Annotated in this window: 17 protein-coding genes and 2 pseudogenes; 3 read left to right on the plus strand and 16 right to left on the minus strand. The window is 61.1% G+C overall.

The genetic code is table 11. The features are described from left to right. Positions 1 to 70 precede the first annotated feature (70 nt). Both ACCQ06_RS21840 and ACCQ06_RS21845 read right to left on the minus strand, forming a co-directional pair. Positions 71 to 361: a nuclear transport factor 2 family protein gene (locus tag ACCQ06_RS21840; protein WP_316689311.1), complete on the minus strand. Its 291-nt coding sequence runs from the start codon at positions 359 to 361 to the stop codon at positions 71 to 73. 92 nt (positions 362 to 453) lie between these two features. After that, positions 454 to 1,458 (minus strand): NADP-dependent oxidoreductase, encoded by a 1,005-nt coding sequence (locus ACCQ06_RS21845; RefSeq protein ID WP_316689312.1) that lies wholly within the window; start codon positions 1,456 to 1,458, stop codon positions 454 to 456. A 95-nt stretch (positions 1,459 to 1,553) separates the two neighbouring features. Between ACCQ06_RS21845 and ACCQ06_RS21850 the strand changes: the two genes are divergently transcribed. Then, complete coding sequence (locus ACCQ06_RS21850; protein WP_316689313.1) at positions 1,554 to 2,117, plus strand: TetR/AcrR family transcriptional regulator; 564 nt, start codon at positions 1,554 to 1,556, stop codon at positions 2,115 to 2,117. 73 nt (positions 2,118 to 2,190) lie between these two features. Here the strand turns inward: ACCQ06_RS21850 and ACCQ06_RS21855 are convergent. The 5 genes and pseudogenes from ACCQ06_RS21855 to ACCQ06_RS21875 all read right to left on the minus strand — a co-directional run bounded on the left by ACCQ06_RS21855 (position 2,191) and on the right by ACCQ06_RS21875 (position 6,370). Continuing rightward, positions 2,191 to 2,997 (minus strand): annotated as a pseudogene (locus ACCQ06_RS21855) (XVIPCD domain-containing protein). Positions 2,998 to 4,496: 1,499 nt separating this feature from the next. Further along, positions 4,497 to 5,231 (minus strand): hypothetical protein, encoded by a 735-nt coding sequence (locus ACCQ06_RS21860; RefSeq protein WP_316689315.1) that lies wholly within the window; start codon positions 5,229 to 5,231, stop codon positions 4,497 to 4,499. Positions 5,232 to 5,305: 74 nt separating this feature from the next. After that, a complete protein-coding gene (locus ACCQ06_RS21865; RefSeq protein ID WP_316689316.1) occupies positions 5,306 to 5,470 on the minus strand; it encodes a hypothetical protein in 165 nt (54 codons plus the stop codon). Between the two features lie 63 nt (positions 5,471 to 5,533). Next, the gene (locus ACCQ06_RS21870) at positions 5,534 to 5,950 is read right to left on the minus strand and encodes a hypothetical protein (RefSeq protein WP_228323751.1); all 417 of its coding nucleotides are present in this window, start codon (positions 5,948 to 5,950) and stop codon (positions 5,534 to 5,536) included. Between the two features lie 51 nt (positions 5,951 to 6,001). Next, entirely contained in the window at positions 6,002 to 6,370 is a 369-nt protein-coding gene (locus ACCQ06_RS21875; RefSeq protein WP_228323750.1) for a DUF4124 domain-containing protein, read from the minus strand. 507 nt (positions 6,371 to 6,877) lie between these two features. Between ACCQ06_RS21875 and ACCQ06_RS21880 the strand changes: the two genes are divergently transcribed. Continuing rightward, complete coding sequence (locus ACCQ06_RS21880; protein WP_316686182.1) at positions 6,878 to 8,092, plus strand: IS4 family transposase; 1,215 nt, start codon at positions 6,878 to 6,880, stop codon at positions 8,090 to 8,092. Positions 8,093 to 8,200: 108 nt separating this feature from the next. Here the strand turns inward: ACCQ06_RS21880 and ACCQ06_RS21885 are convergent, their stop codons facing one another. After that, entirely contained in the window at positions 8,201 to 8,956 is a 756-nt protein-coding gene (locus ACCQ06_RS21885; RefSeq protein WP_228323748.1) for an endonuclease/exonuclease/phosphatase family protein, read from the minus strand. Positions 8,957 to 9,369: 413 nt separating this feature from the next. Between ACCQ06_RS21885 and ACCQ06_RS21890 the strand changes: the two are divergent. After that, positions 9,370 to 9,633: pseudogene (locus ACCQ06_RS21890) on the plus strand (hypothetical protein). Between the two features lie 205 nt (positions 9,634 to 9,838). Here the strand turns inward: ACCQ06_RS21890 and ACCQ06_RS21895 are convergent. The 8 genes from ACCQ06_RS21895 to tssC all read right to left on the minus strand — a co-directional run bounded on the left by ACCQ06_RS21895 (position 9,839) and on the right by tssC (position 19,693). Next, positions 9,839 to 10,432 carry a M35 family metallo-endopeptidase gene (locus tag ACCQ06_RS21895; protein WP_228323747.1) on the minus strand — a complete coding sequence of 198 codons (594 nt, stop codon included), beginning with the start codon at positions 10,430 to 10,432 and terminating at the stop codon, positions 9,839 to 9,841. An 83-nt stretch (positions 10,433 to 10,515) separates the two neighbouring features. Further along, a complete protein-coding gene (gene tssH / locus ACCQ06_RS21900; protein WP_228323746.1) occupies positions 10,516 to 13,251 on the minus strand; it encodes a type VI secretion system ATPase TssH in 2,736 nt (911 codons plus the stop codon). A 67-nt stretch (positions 13,252 to 13,318) separates the two neighbouring features. Beyond that, the gene (gene tssG / locus ACCQ06_RS21905; RefSeq protein ID WP_104615123.1) at positions 13,319 to 14,359 is read right to left on the minus strand and encodes a type VI secretion system baseplate subunit TssG; all 1,041 of its coding nucleotides are present in this window, start codon (positions 14,357 to 14,359) and stop codon (positions 13,319 to 13,321) included. After that, the gene (gene tssF / locus ACCQ06_RS21910) at positions 14,323 to 16,206 is read right to left on the minus strand and encodes a type VI secretion system baseplate subunit TssF (RefSeq protein WP_316689318.1); all 1,884 of its coding nucleotides are present in this window, start codon (positions 16,204 to 16,206) and stop codon (positions 14,323 to 14,325) included. Before tssF ends, tssG begins: the two co-directional genes overlap by 37 nt. A gap of 4 nt (positions 16,207 to 16,210) precedes the next feature. Further along, complete coding sequence (gene tssE / locus ACCQ06_RS21915) at positions 16,211 to 16,714, minus strand: type VI secretion system baseplate subunit TssE (RefSeq protein ID WP_115514269.1); 504 nt, start codon at positions 16,712 to 16,714, stop codon at positions 16,211 to 16,213. 5 nt (positions 16,715 to 16,719) lie between these two features. Beyond that, positions 16,720 to 17,514, minus strand: coding sequence for a type VI secretion system accessory protein TagJ (locus tag ACCQ06_RS21920; protein ID WP_316689319.1), 795 nt, complete (start codon positions 17,512 to 17,514; stop codon positions 16,720 to 16,722). A 111-nt stretch (positions 17,515 to 17,625) separates the two neighbouring features. Then, on the minus strand, positions 17,626 to 18,132 hold the full coding sequence (locus ACCQ06_RS21925; RefSeq protein ID WP_316689320.1) for an Hcp family type VI secretion system effector: 507 nt from the start codon (positions 18,130 to 18,132) through the stop codon (positions 17,626 to 17,628). A gap of 67 nt (positions 18,133 to 18,199) precedes the next feature. After that, the gene (gene tssC / locus ACCQ06_RS21930; protein ID WP_104615128.1) at positions 18,200 to 19,693 is read right to left on the minus strand and encodes a type VI secretion system contractile sheath large subunit; all 1,494 of its coding nucleotides are present in this window, start codon (positions 19,691 to 19,693) and stop codon (positions 18,200 to 18,202) included. Positions 19,694 to 19,696: the final 3 nt, after the last annotated feature.

Here is a 19,696-nt window from a genome sequence, read left to right on the forward strand (position 1 = left end):
CCGGCTGCACGCGCCTGGCGGTGAGCGCGGCAGTTTTGTTGGCGGCGCGTCGGCGTCATGGCAAGCTGGCTTATGCCACTGCAGCCGGATGAACCGCCTCATCGATCCAGAGAAACCGTCCATCGGCATCGCGTTCGGCGAACACGTAGACATCCAGTGCGAGCGCTGGGCCATGACGCATCGCAAGAGCAATCGTGTGCCGCTGCGCATAGCGATTGCCGCAGCAAAACTCGTCGCGCACAACGAAGGTGGCGTGCTGCAAATCCTCGCGCAGCTGCACGATGCGTTCGCTTACGGCAGTGCGGTCTTCCCGGAGACCGTTAGTGCATTGCCGAAAGTCGGGGCTGAAGTGCCGGTCCATGGCCTCTTCCACGCTCAGCTGACGATTGTTGAGCAAGTCCTCCACCGCAGCCTTGAGAACATTCGCACGCACGATGGTCTGGCGATCGTCCATCACTCGACGGTCATCACGATCTTGCCCTGGATGTGGCCTTGCGCTGCGCGTTCGTGTGCTTGCCGCGCCTGCGACAGATCGAAGCTGCTGTCGATGGCCACGCGCACGATGCCGTCTTGCAGAAGCGGCGCCAATGCAGCGAGTTGTGCGCCGCTGGATCTGACCTGGGTGGTGGAGACGCTCACACCCAAGGCGTCGGCGGCTTGCCCGCCGTCGAATCCGAGCGGAAAGATCGGAAACAGCGCTCCACCACGTTTGAGCGTGCGCAGGAATCGTCCCGTCGCCGGGCCGCCCACGGCATCCACGACCAGATCTGCGTCGCTGATGGCATCTTCTGGCGTTACCCGGGTGTAGTCGATGAACACATCCGCGCCCAACTCACGCACGAATGCTTCGTGTCTGCCGGAGGCGATCGCCACCACATGCGCACCCTTCCATTTCGCCAACTGCACTGCAAAGTGACCGACGCCGCCGGCGGCACCGTTGACTACCACGGTCCTGCCATGCAGCTCCACCGGCACATGCGGCATCGGTTGCAGCGGGTTGGGTGCGTTGTGCCCTTGCTCGATCATGAACTGCCAGGCCGTCAACAGCGACATGGGCGCACCCGCAGCGTGTGCATGGTCGATCCCGGTGGGTTTGACGGCGACCTCGTCTGCTGGCGCGGTCACATACTGCGCGTACGCACGGCTGCCTCCTGCCAATCCGCTCGGAAAGCGCACCATCGCATAGACCTCCTCGCCCACCGATAGCGCGTCGACGTCGTCGGCAACCGCTTCGATCACGCCTGACACGTCCGTGCCCAATATCAACGGAAAATCCACCGCCGGGCGCCACTGCGCGGGCAGCGCCTTGTAGCCCTCACGCAGGTACCAGTCCGGTGGATTCAAGCCGACGGCGTGCACCCGGATCAGCACTTCCCCCGGTTGTAGCGCAGGCATCGGCGCGTCTTCGTAGCGGAGCACGTCGGGCCCGCCGAATGCGGTTTGACGGACGGCCTTCATCGTCTTCATCGTTTCTGTAGCGGCTTGCATGCGATATCCTTAACGGAACGGTGATCCGAATATACGGAGCACTGCTCCGATTGTAAAGGATTGGCATGAGAGCCGACGCACAGAAGAACAACGCGCGCTTGTTGGACGTGGCGCGGGAAGCCCTCGCAGAAGCAGGCGCGGAGGCATCGCTGCGTGACATCGCCCGCCGTGCCGGGGTCGGGCTGGGCACCTTGTACCGGCACTTCCCCACGCGCGAGGCCTTGCTGGAGGCGCTATTGCGCAGCAGCTTCGAAGACCTGGCGACCAAGGCCGATGGCTTGCAGCAGGCAGACGCATCGGACCGGGCATTAGTGTTGTGGCTGCAGGACATCATCGACTTCACGCACCGCCAGCGCGGCGTCCTTGCGCCGATGATGTCGGCCATCGAAGACGAATCGTCGGCACTGCACAGCTCCTGCGTCAGGCTCCGCTCCGCCGGCGCGGCACTGCTGGCGCGCGCCCAGGCAGATGGCAAAGCGCGTGCCGACATCGACGGAGACGAACTGTTCGACCTCATCGCCGCCTTGGCCTGGCTTCGCGAACAGCCTTCGCATGCCGATCGGTCCGGCCGCCTGTTCGAGATCGTCGCCGGTGCGATTCTCGTTGGTGCCCCTGCAGCAATGCAGTAGGTGAAAAGAATCTGAGCCCGTTATTTTAAGGTGGGAACACCTCAGAACCTGACGCCGTCATCCCACTATCACCTCACACCATCCGGTGCTGGGGAGCGACCGAGTGCTCGCGCTGCTGCTCCTGTTGCTGTGACTGCTGTTGCTGCTGCGTCTCACTGAGAAACTGCAATTGCGCAAGAGACTGCTCAACCGGCTGTGCGATCGCGTCGTTGGTCTTCATATGCGCCATCTTGTGTGCGGGGTCGTTCAACGCACCCTCGACAACGAAGAGGTTCTCACCTTGTCGGGCGGTCTTAGTGTTCTCGCTCAGCACAACGTGATCGATCCGCGACAGCCCGTTCTCCTTGGCGAGATAGGCACTACTTGCGGCTAGACGGGCGCTGTTGTCGTCGTACTCTCTACCCAAACCTTGCTCAAGGGGGCGAACAGCATCTTCAGCTTGGCGATGGAGCGGGTCTTGTGATGGTGCGATGCCCTGCAGGTTCCGATATGTGGGAAATGCGTTGTGATCGTCTCTATTGAGCTCTGGGGGAAATACACGCGGAGCGATTTGCTGCAACGTCGCAGGATCGATATCTCCGGTCTGGGACAAGCCATGAGCCTGTTGGTAATTAATAACGGCAGGCTGCATCGACAAGCGATACATACCATCTTCTTGAAGCGGTTGGTTATCCGCACCACGGAACCCTTCTGCATTCAATGTGCGCTGCACCTGCCGCACGATGTCAGACGATTCGCCGATGCGGATCGTCCCATCATCAACGACTGGCCTTGGTTCGATGCCATGCGCCCGTGTTTGTGCGTCGATCTATAGGCGACCGCTCGCAAGGTCCTCCATGTAGTTTTCAGATTGCTGGTAGTAGCGTGTATCCATCTCCATATGGACATGCTTGCCGGCATTAGGCAGCCCTTTGTTACTCTGCGTACCGAGCGACTGGCCATATTCCACGCTGTCACTTACCGAAACGCCAACTGGATCCAAATGCAAAATACGTGCGACCAGTTCGCCACCCTTTCGGTCATAAATATCGACGGCACCAAACCGTTCGGCATCAACGCGCCCTATGTAGCCTGCGATAGGCGAAGGAACATCTACTGCCCGAACATTGGCGGCACCTGGAGGGATGCGGCTATCTTCAAGCATGAAATCCTTGGTCAGTAGCACCTGATCCGGGCCCAGCGCACTAGATGGGCCTCCGTCGGTCCTACGTGTCTCCAGCTCCTGAATTTCACCGCCAATCACACCGTAAGAGCGGGTGCGTGTGTTTTCGACATTGACTGGAATGCCATCCACCACTTGAGCACGCGCATTCGCTCCCGGGTGATGCGTCACCAAGCTTTCGAAATTCTCGACATGCTGATTGCCAAGCCTGGGGCTATGAAATTGCTGAGGCCTGTACGGGGTTGGTTGAACCACATTTTCATTTGCCATGATGTCTCTCCTTGATCATGCCAATTTAAATTTTTTATTTACACCGGCGGTACCGCTTAACTGATTCACCGTCAGATATGACCAGGTTATCGCCAGTCAAGACATAGATGTCATCCGTTTTTATATCTGGCGCAATGTCTGACATAGCGGAAACAACCCAGGCATGCGGCTCGTTAGAAACGAGCCTGATCGACACTGGTGTCTCCTCGTGCTCGTACCCACGCAGTCGGACCTTCTCAATACGTATGGGAGAATCAGAATCAGGATTTACAGGAAGCTTGCAGGACTGTGGACCAAGATCCCAAATACCCTGGATTTCTATGGGATATCCAACGGACTGCTCTGGCTTGGCAGCTGACACTGCGCTACAGCTGGGCAATAAAAGTGAAGCTGAAAGAAGCGCAGTCAACATCCGCATACTTACCTCTGCTCTAGTGGTCACGGGCGGCGCGCGACTCTGATAAAGGGCGCCTGGCCACTATACATAATCGGGGAACATAGCAGCCTCATACCCACCTATGCTACGACCTGAGCTCACGCGGCGTTCAATGGGCATACCAGGCGCTTTGGCTCGCTATGGGAAGGCTGCTACAAAGCCTGCCTTGTGGACACTGCGGACTCCGTCCTTCGCTGCTATCGCTACATCCAACTCAACCCGGTGCGTGTACGCCTGACCGACGATCCCGCAGCGGATCGCTGGTCCAGTTGCCCGACCAATCTTGGCCAGCGCGGGCACTCCGCACTAACGCTACATCCCTGTTGGCTTGCGCTTGGCACCGATTCGATTGATCGATCCAACGCCTAACGCGCCCTGCTCGATAAATCCATCTCCGGCGACATCCTCGCCAGCATCCGCCTTCATCTGCAACGGTCACGCACAAACGCCCATCGGCGCGAGCCCGTCTGACTGCGCTGACCTGCGCGCAGCAACACAGCCCATCTCATGCTCAGCGCTTGGCCGCCTCGCATAGCTTGCGATTGAACCATGTGGACTTGGCGATCGGCAGGTAGGAGTCCCAGTCGCTGGGCGGAAGCATCGTGCTGTTCTGATCCAGCTCCGCCTGGAACGAGGCCTCGTCGCGGCTGCGACCCGCCATGGTCTGGTCCAGCGTCGCCAGGCACTCCTGCGGACGGTTCAGGCGCAGCAGGGTGAGGGCGCGGTCGTTGGCGAAACGGTCGCGATCGAGCCAGGTGAGAAACTCGCCGCACTCGCCTGCGAATGCCTGCATGCCGGCGAGCGCTTCGGCATAGCGCTTGCCGCGATAGTCCCGCAGGTACGCCTCACGTCGTCGGCTGCTGGCAGCGGACGTGCAACCGGCCGGCAACTGCAGATAGTCGCCTTCAAAATGGGCAAGCATGCCGCAGTAGTCGCGGCAGCTATCCTGGGTCAGTGCGGCGATGGTGAAGCCGCCCGCCACAGGTTCGAACGATAGCTTGCAGGGCGCATCGACAACATCGCTCACTTCCGCCTTGTCGTCGTGCAGGGTGCCCGATAGCGTGCAGCTGTGGCCGTTGGCGCCCATGGTGAGAATTTCGAACTGGCGCGCCCCACCCTTGTCGCTGACCTGCAGGCTGCCCCAGCCTTGCTTGGTGCTGTATTCGCCCGGAGTCGGACCGGCCGCCACCGCACCGAAAGTCATCAGCCACGCCAGTATCCCGCTCCATCCATATCGCCGCGCCATCGCCGCGTCCTGTGTTCGACCAGAGCGCAAGTGTGCGACATCGCGGCGACGCCAGGCCAGTCAGGTGTAGACCATCAACCCCAGCAGATCCAGCGCGCCATGCGCCAGGATCGCCGGCCACAGCCGCCCACGTCGAGCCACCCGCCAAACAGGATCAGCCTGATCACCAATATGCTGATGGAGCCGATCCGGCCCTGGTAGAGGTGATACGACGTGCGGATCGCCACGCTGACATTCACTGCGAACGCCCGGCCATGGCGCGGCTCCAGGGCGCGGATGACGTAACCGCATACGAACCCTTCCTAGAAGATCGGATTGATCAGCGAGATCGCCAGCACAGCCGTGATCGACAGCTGCCCGACGACCATCGCATCGAATTGACTCTCTCCGCCGCCAATGAGCCCGTTCAACAGCGTCAGCGGATAGGTGGCCACCAGGCAAACTGCCAGCAAGCCGAGCCCCATCACCACGTCGCGCAGCTGCCACTGCAGCCCCAGCGACTGCGGCGTCCAGCCGCGGAACCACAGTACTGGCAACAAGATCGCCAGAATAAGCAGTTCGTAAAACACCATGCCCCATAGGCTCGCCTCGGAAAAGACAGGCTCGACGGCATCCCGCGCCAGCGCCGAAACACTGGACCAGATCGACAGCCCGAACGCGCCTGTCACCACGATCAACAACTCGCCCCACCTGGAAGAGGCCCCCTCACGTCCTTGCATCGATCCTCCCTGGATTGCCTTGATTGCCCATGCCCGAGTTAGAAAGACCGATTAGCGACAGGCCTGCACGACCGCCCGCTCAACGGCCTGCATGAAATCGGGGTCGCGACGCATCGTGGCATCGGCGCGGGCGCCGTCGCGCACATGGGTGGCGCGCGTACACGCCTCCGGGCTGGGCTGGCGCTCGTAACTGATCAGGCGTAAACCCAGGTTCGATTCCTGGGCCGTGGCAGATGCCGTTTGTGCACCTGCCTGCGCCGCCGACGTTGCCGTCAGAGCCGTCGCGGCCTGCTTGGTCCAACGCTTCTGCTCGGCGCCGTCGGCGCACGGCGTGGACTGGTACACGGTCCCCAGCTTTGCATCACTGCACTTGTAGGCGGACTGCGCCGCCGCCGGCAACGCCAGCAGATAGATCACCACCGCAAGACTTCTTTTCATTTGCCCCTCCCCGGAACGGCATAGCTTACCGATAGCAGGGAATGAGGCTTCATTCCTCGGAGCCGTACATGTTGGCTCTTCGATCGCCAGTATGGGTAAGGCGTACCTGGCAGCTTTACCGATCGGCCCGGATAGTCGCAACACCTGTGCGTTACCAATGGCAGCGCGAAGCGGAAGCAGAGTGCTTGCCGACCAATGTCGCATGCACCCTTTGTTGCGCCAGATACAGCTCCATCCGGCGATGGAAGCGCAAACGAACTACATTTACCGCCGACGCGCAAGCACAGTCGCCGCCGACGCATCTTTTTGCGAGCATTGAGCGGCTCGTCGGCACCGCAAGTCGCCGTTGTCGACCGATAGGTTAACCTGCCCCTGAGGTTTCCCCACATTTCTTCCTGCGAGATCAAGTACTTGCTGGGCCAGGGTGTGGAAGAAGGTGCGCGCATGGTGCACGCTTCAAGGTGACTAAGCCAGAGAAGAGTGCCGACCATGCGCGCCAGCGAAGTATTGCAGAAGTGCCTGTCTCACTCACTCTCTGGCATGCATGCATTACGTCGACGCGCCTTGCTTGGCGCGGTTGAGGCGCTGTTGCACGGAGGCCGGCTGACCTTGATCGACATTGCACGCGCATGGCCAGGCGCGAGGCGGGTACGTGCGCCCCTCAAGGCATGCGACCGCCTGCTGCGCAATCGCACGTTGCAGGGCGAACGATCCGTGATCGAGCGGGACATGGCGCATTGGCTGCTGCGCGGCGCGCAGCCGGTGATCGTCATCGACTGGAGCGATCTAAAGCCGGACAAGTCATGGTGTCTGCTGCGCGCAGCCGTGCCGATCGGTGGGCGCACGCTCACGTTGCTGGACATGGTGGTTGCTGGGAAACAGCAAGGCTCGCCTGGTGCGGAGAAGCGTTTTCTGCAACACCTCAAGGAACTGATTCCAGACGATGTGCGTCCAATCCTGGTCACGGATGCCGGATTCCGCACGCCGTGGTTTCGCGCGGTCTCGGCGATGGGCTGGGATTGGGTCGGGCGTCTGCGCGGACGCACGCAGGTCAAGCCGCAAGACGTGCCCGATGATGCAGCGCAATGGATCGATAGCCGACGCTTGCATGGGCTGGCGTCCAACCGTGCACACGCATTGCCACCGATGCAGGCCAATCGCAGCGATCCACTCGATTGCCGTCTGGTGCTCTATGCCAAGACACCGCAGGGACGTCAGCAACGCAATCGACGCTCACCTGCCAAGGTCTCGCGCGCATCATCAAGTTTGAAAGCAGCAGCGCGTGAGCGCGAGCCGTGGCTGATCGTCGCCTCCCCACAACTGCAAGCGCCCAGCGCAAAGCAGTTGGTCAACCTGTACGCACGAAGGATGCAGATCGAGCTGGCATTTCGGGATCTGAAGTCGCATCGCTACGGTCAGGCGATGGAAGACAGCCTGACCCGTCGCGGTGAGCGCTTGCAGATCCTGTTGTTGCTCAATACGCTGGCCACCTTCGCCAGCTGGCTGGCAGGACTGGGCTGCGAAGCCACCGGCATCGCGCACTGGCTGTCGCCCCGCAACAGTCAGCGCAAGCTCTACTCGACACTGCGTGTCGGCCGCGAGGCGTTGATCCGACGTTGGCCCATGGAACCTGTCTCACGCTGGCTAGAACGCTTGCGCTCACTGCCCGACGCAGTGCGCGAGCAGATGACCCTGGTACCTTAAAAACGTGGGGATACCTAAGAACCTGCCCCCGTTACCCTGGCTTGGTGATACCAGCTTAATTACTTCGTGCCTTTTTTCGTTCCGGTCCTTTGCTGACAACTGTGGATTTCAAAACGTCACAATGATTGGACAGTGGTCTGATATGTCGTCGAGCGGGTTGATGCTTTGAGAAAAGTTAGCCACTGCAGGAGCAATATTAAGCACCTCGACATTGGTCGCAACATTACTTCCGGAAACTGCATAATCGTACACCTTAGAAACTCCAATCTTAGCATTATGCGTGTTTCCATTAAAAGCGACATTGAAAAAATTAAGATCGGAACCACTTTCCTGCATGGCGAGAATGAGAGCAGCAGGCTCACAATTCAGATCCCCCATTAACACAAAGGAGCCGTTGTGCAGCTGATGCAGCGCTTCGGCTACCCACCCAACTAAAAAAGCCGCCTTCCCGCTAGCATTAGCATGGTAAACATATAAACTTATCCCGTTCAAATCCCCCAAGCACGCAACATGACGCTTACTTTGCTTCGTGAATTCACCGCCACCTTTTTTCCAAGGCGAAGTCCCGAAAACGTCCCTGAAGCTAGGAGGATTAAAGCGCATTAATATACTTTCATCCAGGTCGTCATCGATAGCTGCGTAGCCAAGCTGGGCCTTGGTCCCCTTTGCGCTCCGCTTAGCAGTGACTACTTGCTTATTGATGGCCACGCCTCCAAGCTCAAGGTCGCTTGTAACTTCACATAGGACAGCAAATTCGGCGTTGTGCAGATGAAATGCCTCGGCGACAACTTGCTCCATTATTTTTTGCTTGCTGCCTGGCGTTCCAGTACCAAGCCGCTGGACATTCCAGAATAGGATTCTCATTCCAGGCACCCTGTCTTTAAATAACTCGACTGATAGCAAAACCACCGCCTTCTAACACTGATATTAATCATAATAGCCCTCCAATCCGAATAAGCGTCAACAAATCCCGAAAAATCTCTGACAACAAAGAGTTCGCCAAAGCCGCATGAATAATTCGTCGGTCCGTTTCACTACCGCAGCGCACCGACTCACCACCAGTTCCATCAGCGCATCGTCATACTCGAAAGAAATCCTGTAACGCCCCTGGACCCACTTCTTGATCCCGTTCAATGGGAGATGAACGGTGTCAGGTTGACTTCTAAAGGTGAACGTGAGCTTTTTTGGAAGAAACAATCGGCAAGCAAATTGATCGTGCTTGGACGATTATTAAAAGCTTTTCAATTTTTCCCCGCCGAGCCATTCTGACGACGTCCGTGATCGTGCCGGTCGCCCTTGGGACCTCCGCGCACTTCCGGTTTGGTCAGGCTGTCATGATTTCCCTGGTGCTCGCGGCCAGTCAGGGCTTTGCGTGATGTGGCTTTTATCCTTCCCTCCGCGGCAAGCGCGGACTTCTGGACAACCACGCTCTCCTGCACAACCACCGTTGCACCGACGCATTTGCGGTGACGCTGGTCCGATGGATTCACCGGCTTCGTTACCAATCCCGAGGCAGTCTTCTTGCAGACGCTGCATACTAGATCAACCATAAATCACCTCGTATTTCGTGATGAAATCCTAGAATCGACTTAAAATGACGGGGCAGAACCGGGATACAAATGTCGGTCATCCCATTACATTCGCGACATTCAACTGCTGAACACACAGGGCACATATCGAGTCCACAACTACAGCAATTTTTTATGCAGCCTAATTACATCCGCCCCTTTGCTTCCTTTGTTTCCTTCAGCAATTTGCAAGATAGAGAGCAAAATTGTCGGCGTTATCGATTGCATTTCCCGGATTCTGAGTCGCCAGCAGTCGACAGCTTGCGGCACCGTAGCAGTGATCATTTGTTGCTAGTACTTTGTGAGTAATTTCGTGATAAATCGTAGCGGACTGCATGACGGGATCGATGTCGAAGAAGACATCGTTGATATAGATGCGCATACCGCTTCCTACATGTGACACTGTCGATTGCGGTCCGATCTCGCCATAGCGACGATCCACTGGAAAGACGTAGGCGACGATTCCGGATCCGGCGAGTGGTATCCCATGCCCGACCGGGTTGAGACTTTTCGTATAGACATCTGTATACGTCACCCCAAGCTGCCCACCCGTTCGATTCACGAAGGTAACCGTCCTGCCAGCGTCGCCAATAACATTGGACATCATCCGTAATTTGAGAAGTACTTGGTTGCGATCTGCAGCGCCAAACCATGCGGCAATCGGCGTCCCGTCATCCAACGAGCGGTCGGCACGCTGCTGCATCCGGTTACAGGCGGAACCTATTACTAATTGCTGCTCCTGCGTAAATCCTTCGTATCGACCTACAAACATATTATTCTCCTTTTTCTATTTACGTCAGCTTCGCGTACTGCAAATGCATGAGGTGCATTTTCAGTATTTCACTAGAAAAATGATCAATAATCGTAATGAAATGCACCATCTCTCACTCCGACGCTCGCTTGGTTAATCACCTCGCTCTCGCTCAGTCGGGCAAGAAATACCTGTGAAATTTCCGGCAACATCGAGTTGGTCAAAATCGCATCAATCATCCGCCCACCGGACTCACTCTCGGTGCATCGACTCACCACCAGCTCCACCACCGAGTCGTCGTACTCAAACAGAATCTTGTAGCGCGCCTCGATGCGCCTCTTGATGCGATTCAACTGCAACCGCACGATCTGGCCGAGCATGTCGTTGCTCAGCGGGTAGTACGGAATCGCGACCAAGCGCCCGAGCAATGCCGGCGGAAATACTTTCAATAATGGCTCGCGCAAGGCCTTGGCCATGCCTTCGGGATCCGGCATCAGTTCCGGGTCCTTGCACAGGCTGGCGATGAGGTCGGTGCCAGCGTTGCTGGTAAGGATGATCAAGGTGTTGCGGAAGTCGATGCGGCGGCCTTCGCCGTCTTCCATCCAGCCTTTGTCGAAGACCTGGAAGAACAGTTCGTGCACGTCCGGGTGCGCTTTTTCCACTTCGTCCAGCAGCACCACCGAATACGGTTTACGGCGCACCGCTTCGGTGAGCACGCCACCTTCGCCATAGCCAACGTAGCCGGGCGGTGCGCCCTTGAGCGAGGAGACGGTGTGCGCTTCCTGGTACTCGCTCATGTTGATGGTGATCAGGTTTTGTTCGCCGCCGTACAGCGTCTCTGCCAGGGCGAGTGCGGTTTCGGTCTTGCCGACGCCGGAGGTGCCGGCCAGCAGGAACACGCCGATCGGTTTGTCCGGGTTGTCCAGGCCGGCGCGGCTGGTCTGGATACGCTTGGCGATCATCTCCATGGCGTGGTCCTGGCCGATCACGCGTTTGGCCAGTAACTCCGGCAAGCGCAGGACGGTATCGATCTCGTTGCGCGCCATGCGCCCGACCGGGATGCCGGTCCAGTCGGCGACCACGGCGGCGACGGCTTGATAATCGACGGTGGGCAGGATCAGCGGCGATTCGCCTTGCAACGCGGCCAGTTCGGCCTGCACCAGTTGCAGGCGCGCCAGTAGCGTGTCGCGATCCACTTGCACCGGTGCGTCGAGCACGGCGGTATCGCCGGAGGCATCCTGTTCTGCCTCGGCTTCCAACGCACTGCCGGTGCCTTCGACCGGGGCGTTGCCGCTGCGTAGTTGTGCGCGTAGCGACAACAGTTCATCGACCAGTGTTTTCTCGGACACCCAGCGCTGTTCCAGGTCATGCAAGCGGCGACGCTCGCCATCGAGCAAGCCGGCACACGCAGCCGCGCGCTCATCCACCACGATGCCGATCGCACGCTCGCGTTCGATGATGGCGTGTTCGGTATCCAGCGATTCGATGCGGCGGCGGCTGTCGTCCACTTCCGCTGGCGTGGCATGCAGGCTCACTGCAACGCGCGCGCACGCGGTGTCGAGCAGGCTCACCGATTTATCCGGCAACTGGCGCGCGGGGATATAGCGGTGGCTGAGCTTGACCGCCGCCTCCAGCGCCTCGTCAAGGATCTGCACGCTGTGGTGCTGCTCCATCATTGAAGCGACGCCGCGCATCATGCGCACGGCCTTGGCCTCGTCCGGCTCGTCCACCTGCACGGCCTGGAATCGTCGGCTCAGCGCCGGGTCTTTTTCGATGTACTTCTTGTATTCGGCAAAGGTCGTCGCGCCCACGGTGCGCAAGGTGCCGCGCGCCAGTGCCGGCTTGAGCAGGTTGGCGGCATCGCCGGTGCCGGCCGCGCCACCGGCGCCGACCAAGGTGTGGGTTTCATCCACGAACAGGATGATCGGCTTGGGGCTGGCCTGCACTTCGTCGATGACCGCGCGCAGGCGCTGCTCGAACTCGCCCTTCATGCTGGCGCCGGCCTGCAACAGGCCCACATCCAGCGTGCGCAGTTGCACGTCCTTCAATGCGGGCGGCACGTCGCCGCGTGCGATGCGCTGCGCGAAGCCTTCCACCACCGCGGTCTTGCCCACGCCAGCCTCGCCGACCAGGATGGGGTTGTTCTGGCGGCGACGCATCAGGATGTCCACCACCTGGCGAATCTCGTCGTCGCGGCCGATGATCGGGTCCAGCTTGCCCTCGCGCGCTTGCGCGGTGAGATCGCTGGTGAATTTCTTCAGCGCTTCCTGCTTGCCCATCGCGGCCGGGGCGATGGCACCGCTGGCTTCGCCCGGCGCCGCACTGTGACCGAGCGAAAACCCATCGCTGGGCAGCAGTCCATCTTCCGGCGAGCCGGCCACGATCTGCGCGAAGTGCTCGTTGAGCACGGCGGGCTTGAGCTTGTCAAACTCCTTGGAGATCGTCAGCAGCGCGTTGCGTAGACCGCGCACGCTCAAGATGCCGACGACCAGGTAACCGGTGCGCACCTGCGCCTCGCCGAAGCTGAGCGAGGCATACACCCAACCACGCTCCACGGCTTCTTCGACATTGGCCGATAGATCGGTGACGGCGGTGGAGCCGCGCGGCAGTCCGTCCAGCGCGGCGGTGACATCGCGCGCCAGCGTGGAAGGATTGAGTTGGAAGTGCTTGATGATGCGGTGCAGGTCCGAGTCCTGCAGCTGCAGCAGCTGATGCAGCCAGTGCACCAACTCCACATACGGGTTACCGCGCAGCTTGCAGAACACCGTGGCACTTTCGATGCCGCGATAGGCCAGTGGATTGAGCTTGCCGAACAGGGCACTGCGGGAGATCTCGGCCATGATGCGTCCTTCGAAGTCGGTACGTTGCGTGTGAGCGTGTGTGTGAGCGGCAGTGGTAGCGGTGCGATCAGCCGGAGGGGCGGAGCAGCACCTCGTCGGCGTCGGCAACGCTCCAGGCGCGCCGGCCGAGCCAGGTATCCAGGCCCAAGCGGCTATTGCGTGCCAGGTGCGGGGTGGGGACTTCGTCGGCCTGGAGCAGCAGCTGCAGCTCCCAGCCGAATTCGTCGCCCAGATAGCTGCGTACCGCCGCGGTAAGTTGGCGTAGCGCGTGGCCACCGGGCAGGAAGCGTTGAAACGCGATGCGCGGCAGCGGCCCCAGCCGAATCCGCACACGCTGTTGCGCACCACGCACCTGCGCACCGACCACGCTGTCCACACCGAGCCGCGCATTGCGTGGGCCAAGGCCCAATTGCAACTGCGCATCGGCGGGGAGCCGCATCCATTCGGCAATGAATTCCTGCACCTGCACCGGCCAGTCGAACAGCTGCTGCAGCACGGCGCGCAAGCCTTCCGGTGTGCGCGTGGCAGCGCCAAACCGGCCGGCGTGATAGCGGCGCGCATCGTCGGGCAATGCATCGCGCTTGCGCAGATGCGGGCTGGCGATACCGACCAGCGCATCCAGCCACGCACGGAACTGATCGCTGGCCGGTCGCTCGGCCTGCACGGTGGGCTGCGCCTGCGCCCAGGCGCGATAGAACAGGCTGAGCATGCGGTGATGGAACACATCGGCAAATGCAGCGAAGGTGCCATCCTTGGCTTGCAGCGCACGCTCGATGGCGTATTCGGTCAGGTGTAGCGGCAACGGCGCGTTGGGGCCGAACAGGCCAAGAAACAGCCCGTACAGCGCCGCCGGTTGCGCGTCGTGCGCCGGTGTGTAGCGGTCCAGTGCGTGCGGCGCGAATGCCAGCGATGGGGTGTGCCGCAGGCGTACCACGTCGTCCACCGCACGGGCGGATTCGCCCAGGCGCGGCTGCAACGGATGGCAACGCTCGATCGCGCGCAGCGCCGCAAACGGGGTGAAGTCCTGGGGCCGGGTCTGCAGCGCCTGTTCCAGCGCGGCAGCACCGGCGCTTACAGGCGCGGTCGGGAGCCGGGCTGGGCGGGCCATCGGGCCACCTCGTTGCGTTCGGTGGTGCGCAGCACGGTTTCAGTAAAGGAATTCACCGAGACATAGCGCGCAAAGAAGTGCCGCAGCACCGAGGTCAGCAGAAACGCGCCGGTGCCTTCGAAGGCGGCGTCTTCGCAAGTGAGCGTGATCTCCAGACCACGGCCGAATGTGATCGGGCCCGGCACCGGAATGCGTCGCACGATCGGCGTGCCGGTGACCTGCTTGACCCCTTCGATCTGCCGCTGTGCCGAGGCATCGAACGGGTCGCAATACAGGGTGAGGATCTCGCGCAGCGCCGCCGCACCGTTGGGGCCATCTTCGAACAGCGACAGATAATTGAGCTGCAATTGACTGAGCAGGCGCCACGCGGTTTGTCCGTCGGACACGGCCGGGCGCGGCTTGGTCGGCCCGGCCACGCAGCGCACGCTGCGCACCGGCACACCGCTGTCCATGCTGAAGTCGGTGGTGCCCTTGCCCACCGGCATGTGCAACGGCAGGTCGCGATTGCTGCACCACAACTGCAGCCCGAGCTGACGCAAGTTGCTGGCATGCGCCTGATCGTTTGCGTCGACCAGGCTGACGAACACCTCGCTGCCCACATAACTGGAGCGCGCCCCATCGCGGCGTTGCCGCGCCGACAGCAGGCGTGGCTCGCGGCGCATGGTGTAGAACGCGCCATGCCGCGCATGCCAGGTGCGTGCGTCGCCGCCATAGAATGCGGTGAAGCGTTGTTCCGGTTCCTGGCGGTCGCCGAAGCCTTCCACCTCGCCCAGATGATGGATCTCGAAATCCATCGGCCGGGTGCGATCGGCCAGCACGTGATACTCGTGCTGGCCGGTCTGCAGATGGATGCGGTCGGCGCGGCGTTCGAACAGATTGATCGCCGGCGTACAGAACAGCTTGAAGTGTTCGGCGCTCACTGCGGCCGCCAGGCTGGGCACGCTGCGTTCCAGCAAGATCACCACCTCGAAACTGGTGCCGTGCAGGCGACGCAATGCAGTGCGCAGACCGGTGAGTTCTACGAACAGAAAGCGCTCCGGGCAGGCGAAGTATTCCTGCAGCAACCGGTAGCCACTGAACGAGCGACCGTCGTACGGGATCAAGCTGTCTTCGTCGGCGTACCCGCGCATCTGCAACGCATCGGCGCCTTGCAGCGTCTGCACGGTCGCGCCCTGCGCATCGCTGCCACGTACCAGGACGGCGCTGGTGTCGGCATGCAGTTGTTCGTACAGACGCTTGGGCAGGCCATCGGCGCCGGCAAGGAACAGCGGCAGCCGATCCAATGCCAGGCCTTGGGTCTGCGCACCGCCCACCAGCTCGAAGCGCAATCGGATGCCGGCGCGCACGCTGCGACCGGCGGGCAATGCGATACCCGCCGCCGCCAGCGCAGCCGGCGATTCCAGATACTTGGCCTCGGCCAACTGCAGCGGCCACAGCGTCACCGCATGCGCGGTGCGAAATTCGCAGGCGGTGCGCTCACCGGCGCCGATCAGGCTGCGCAGCGCGCTATGCCGCGGCACGTCGACACCGGCGCTCAAGCCGCTGTCTTTCAGATCCGGCTGCAACTGCACCACTGCCATCGATGGTAGTGGCGCCAGATAATGCGGGTAGACCATTTCCAGCAAGTGCTGGGTGAAGACCGGGTACTGCGCATCCAGCTTGAGCTGCACACGCGCGGCCAGAAACGCGAACCCTTCGAGCAGCCGCTCCACATACGGGTCGGCGCATTCGAACGCATCCAGCCCCAGCCGCCCGGCAATCTTGGGGTACTCGCGCGCAAACTCGGCGCCCATGTCGCGCACGTGCTGCAATTCGCGGGTGTAGTACGGGAGCAGGCGCGGGTCCATGGGATTAGCCGTGGCCCTCCATCACTTCAAGCCGCCCGGTTTCCAGGTCCAGCGCGGTCTTCAGATACAGGTTCAGCGGCAGCGGCTGCGCCCACATCTCCGATTGGATGGTGAACAGCAGAGAGCGCTTGTCCATGCGTGCAGCGTCGGCGTGCACGCTGACGCGCAATGTGTCGGCGATCAGGCGTGGTTCGAAGGCGAGGATGGCGTCGCGAATGCGCTGCTGCAGCGCGGCCGCATCGATGCCGGCCACGGCTGCGCCGGCCAGATCGGGGATGCCGAAGTTGAGCACCGAGCGACGGATCTGCGGATGCGCGTCCAGCGGCCGGCTGGTTTCCAGATTCACTGCATTCAACAGCCACGACAGATCGCGGATCACGCATTCGCGCAGGCGCGTTGCCGAAATCACGCGTTGATCGCGGCTCTCTTCGCGTTGGCTGGGCGCGGCATCGGTGAGCCGGTCCAGCAGCGAGGGCTGCAAGCGTTCGGTGGTGGTGAGCTCGGCCATGGCGATCAGGACGCGTCGAACTGCAGCTCGCGCACCTCGAGCAGCGCAACCTCGCGCGACTCGGTGCTGAGCATGCGTTGGCCCAGGCCGATTTCGCCCTGTGCACCGTCGGTCCATTCGGTGCGACGCGCCAGCTGCAGCTCGCCCGCATCCAGGTGTTCGCTGCCGGGATAGCGCACCGGCATGTACGCAAACGCCTGGCCGCCATTGCGCCACAACACGCTTACCGGCGCCCACACGGTATCGCGTAGATCGCTGGGCGCTTCGAAGCGCAGCTGCTGCACCTGATGCAGCGGTGCCCACGCATAGCCGGTGTCCAGAATCAGTTCGATGCATGGGCCGAAGCGTGCATCCGCATCGGCCAGCCACTCGAACCGCACGCCATCCAGCGTGCCGCCGATGGCCGGGGCCTGCGCAAACGCCTGCTCGCGCAGTTCGGCCGCCTGCGCTGCATTGCCGCGCAGCGATAACTGCAAGGCCTGCAGGTGCAGCGCCATCCAGGCATCGGGTGCGCCGATCACGGTAGGCAGGCAGTCGCCGGCAAATACCGCCGCGCGCATCTGTTCTGCCTGCAACACGCGCTGGTAGGTGTGCACCATCGGCGCACTGCCGCCATCCAGCTCCAGGCAGGCGCGTAGCTGGTCGGCCGCACGCGACCACTGGCCCAGGACGGCCAGCAGCTGAAACAGAAATACGCGCTGCGCAGCATCGGCCGGTTGCCGACGCACCTGCTGCACCAATTGCTGCAACGCCTGCGCCGGCTCGCCGCGGGCAAGCAAGTTCTGTGCGGTAGCATCCATCGCGCGCGTCCTTATCGAAGAAGGTAGCGGTGCCGGCGTACGGCACCGCAGGAACACGTGTGCAGCGGCGTACGGCTACGCTGCAAGCGTGCTCGCTGTTTGCTGCGTCAGTTAGGCGCCCTTGGCAACCTGCTGCATGTCGTACACAAACGGCTTTGCAGCGCCGTCAGCAGAGCCGTCAGGCTTTTGCGGCTGGAAGCTGTATTGAAATTTACCGAAGTGCAGGGTGATGTTCTCGGTCAGCCGATCCTCACCGCCAGAGCCACCCGTCGATACGGAAGTAACAAGTACGCCATTGGATAAATGCAACGTCACATAATCGGTCTGCTCGCCCGTGGCGTTGGTCACGTAAAGCCATGCTTCCTCCAGACGCGCGCCGGTACAAGCGGCCTGCAGCAAAGCATTCGAACTCTTGTCCACGTATTTCGTGAGCGAAATATCCTGCACATTTGCCTTGCCACCACCGGACGAGCCACCAGCGCTATGAAGATCGCCAGAGTTGCTGGCCCCCCAGGACCAGGCGAGTACGGGAATCTCACCCTTGTGTTTGGAGTGGCCGGAGCTGCCTTCGATGGCCACACTACCGCCCTTGAACTTGATATGCATGTCGAACGCCATGAATTACTCCTTGAGATATCGGACTGAATGGGACGATCCCGACAGGATCGACGGATCGTGGCTGGGCTCAGGCCTTGGCCTGAGACGGCAACCGGGAAACCAAACGCAATGAGACGGTCAAACCTTCCAGTTGGTAATGCGGCTTCAGGAAGAACTTGGAGGTGTAGTAGCCCGGAGCACCTTCCACTTCCTCCACCACCACTTCGGCGGCGGCCAGCGGATGGCTGGCCTTGTACTCTTCGCTCGAGTTGGCCGGATCGCCGTCGACGTAATTCAAGATCCACTTGCCCAGCCAGCTCTGCATCTGCTCGCGGCTGCTGAAGCTACCAATCTTGTCGCGCACGATGCACTTGAGGTAATGCGCAAAGCGGCAGCACGCAAACATGTACGGCAGGCGCGCGCCCAATGCGGCATTGGCGGTGGCATCCGGGTCGTCGTATTCGTCGGGCTTGTTCAAGGACTGCGCGCTGATGAAGGCGGCCATGTCAGAGTTCTTGCGATGCACCAGCGGCATCAGGCCCATCTTGTCCAGCTCGGCCGACCGGCGGTCGGTGATCGCCACTTCGGTGGGGCACTTCATGTCCACGCCACCGTCGTCGGTGGGGAAGGTATGCGTCGGCAGCCCTTCCACCGCCCCGCCGGATTCGATGCCGCGAATCCGCGAGCACCAGCCATACTGCTTGAACGAGCGGTTGATGTTCACCGCCATCGCATAGGCAGCGTTTTGCCAGGTGTATTTATTGGAATCGGCACCGGCGGTCTCTTCTTCGAAATCGAATTCATCCACCGGGCTGGTGGCCGCACCATACGGCAGGCGCGACAGCGTGCGCGGCATCGCCAGACCGATGTACTTGGAGTCTTCCGACTCGCGCAGCGAGCGCCATGCGGCGTAATCGGGCGTGGAAAAGATCTTGGCCAGATCGCGCGGGTTGGACAGCTCGTTCCAGTTGTCCATGCCCATCAACTTGGGCGCGGCCGCGGCAATGAATGGCGCGTGCGCAGCCGCAGCAACCTGTGCAATACCGTTGAGCAGCTCCACATCCGGCGGGCTCTGGTCGAAGTAGTAATCGCCGACCAGGCAGCCATACGGCTCGCCGCCGAGCTGGCCGTATTCCTGCTCGTAGACCTTCTTGAAGATGGGGCTCTGATCCCACGCGGTGCCCTTGTAGCGCTTGAGCACCTTGCCCAGTTCCTTCTTGCTGATGTTCAGCACGCGGATCTTGAGCTGCTGATCGGTCTCGGTGTTGTTGACCAGGTAATGCAGGCCGCGCCAGGCACCTTCGAGCTGCTGCAGATCGGCGTGATGCAGGATCTGGTTGAGCTGTTCGGTGAGCGTGCGGTCGATCTCGGCGATATAAGCCTTGATGGTTTGCGAGACGTCTTCGCTGACCACATCGCTGCGGTTGAGCACCTGCTCGGCGAGCGTGCGTACCGCCGCTTCCACTTCTTCCTTGGCGCGTTCGCTCTTGGGGCGGAACTCGCGATTGAGCAGCGCGGCAAAATCGCCCTGCTCGCTGGTGTCGGTACTGCTGCTGGCCAGTGCGGCTTCGGTGGCGGACATGGC

It is taken from the genome of Xanthomonas sp. NCPPB 4467, from assembly GCF_041475665.2.
GTDB lineage: Bacteria > Pseudomonadota > Gammaproteobacteria > Xanthomonadales > Xanthomonadaceae > Xanthomonas > Xanthomonas dyei.

Coding starts and splice junctions, on each gene's coding strand:
- ACCQ06_RS21870 (WP_228323751.1), bottom strand. CDS start 5,950: ATGCAAGGACGTGAGGGGGCCTCTTCCAGGTGGGGCGAGTTGTTGATC.
- tssH (WP_228323746.1), bottom strand. CDS start 13,251: ATGGCCGAGATCTCCCGCAGTGCCCTGTTCGGCAAGCTCAATCCACTG.
- ACCQ06_RS21885 (WP_228323748.1), bottom strand. CDS start 8,956: ATGAGAATCCTATTCTGGAATGTCCAGCGGCTTGGTACTGGAACGCCA.
- tssE (WP_115514269.1), bottom strand. CDS start 16,714: ATGGCCGAGCTCACCACCACCGAACGCTTGCAGCCCTCGCTGCTGGAC.
- tssG (WP_104615123.1), bottom strand. CDS start 14,359: ATGGCCCGCCCAGCCCGGCTCCCGACCGCGCCTGTAAGCGCCGGTGCT.
- ACCQ06_RS21860 (WP_316689315.1), bottom strand. CDS start 5,231: ATGGCGCGGCGATATGGATGGAGCGGGATACTGGCGTGGCTGATGACT.
- ACCQ06_RS21850 (WP_316689313.1), top strand. CDS start 1,554: ATGAGAGCCGACGCACAGAAGAACAACGCGCGCTTGTTGGACGTGGCG.
- ACCQ06_RS21895 (WP_228323747.1), bottom strand. CDS start 10,432: ATGTTTGTAGGTCGATACGAAGGATTTACGCAGGAGCAGCAATTAGTA.
- ACCQ06_RS21925 (WP_316689320.1), bottom strand. CDS start 18,132: ATGGCGTTCGACATGCATATCAAGTTCAAGGGCGGTAGTGTGGCCATC.
- ACCQ06_RS21845 (WP_316689312.1), bottom strand. CDS start 1,458: ATGAAGGCCGTCCGTCAAACCGCATTCGGCGGGCCCGACGTGCTCCGC.
- ACCQ06_RS21880 (WP_316686182.1), top strand. CDS start 6,878: ATGCGCGCCAGCGAAGTATTGCAGAAGTGCCTGTCTCACTCACTCTCT.
- ACCQ06_RS21920 (WP_316689319.1), bottom strand. CDS start 17,514: ATGGATGCTACCGCACAGAACTTGCTTGCCCGCGGCGAGCCGGCGCAG.
- tssC (WP_104615128.1), bottom strand. CDS start 19,693: ATGTCCGCCACCGAAGCCGCACTGGCCAGCAGCAGTACCGACACCAGC.
- tssF (WP_316689318.1), bottom strand. CDS start 16,206: ATGGACCCGCGCCTGCTCCCGTACTACACCCGCGAATTGCAGCACGTG.
- ACCQ06_RS21840 (WP_316689311.1), bottom strand. CDS start 361: ATGGACCGGCACTTCAGCCCCGACTTTCGGCAATGCACTAACGGTCTC.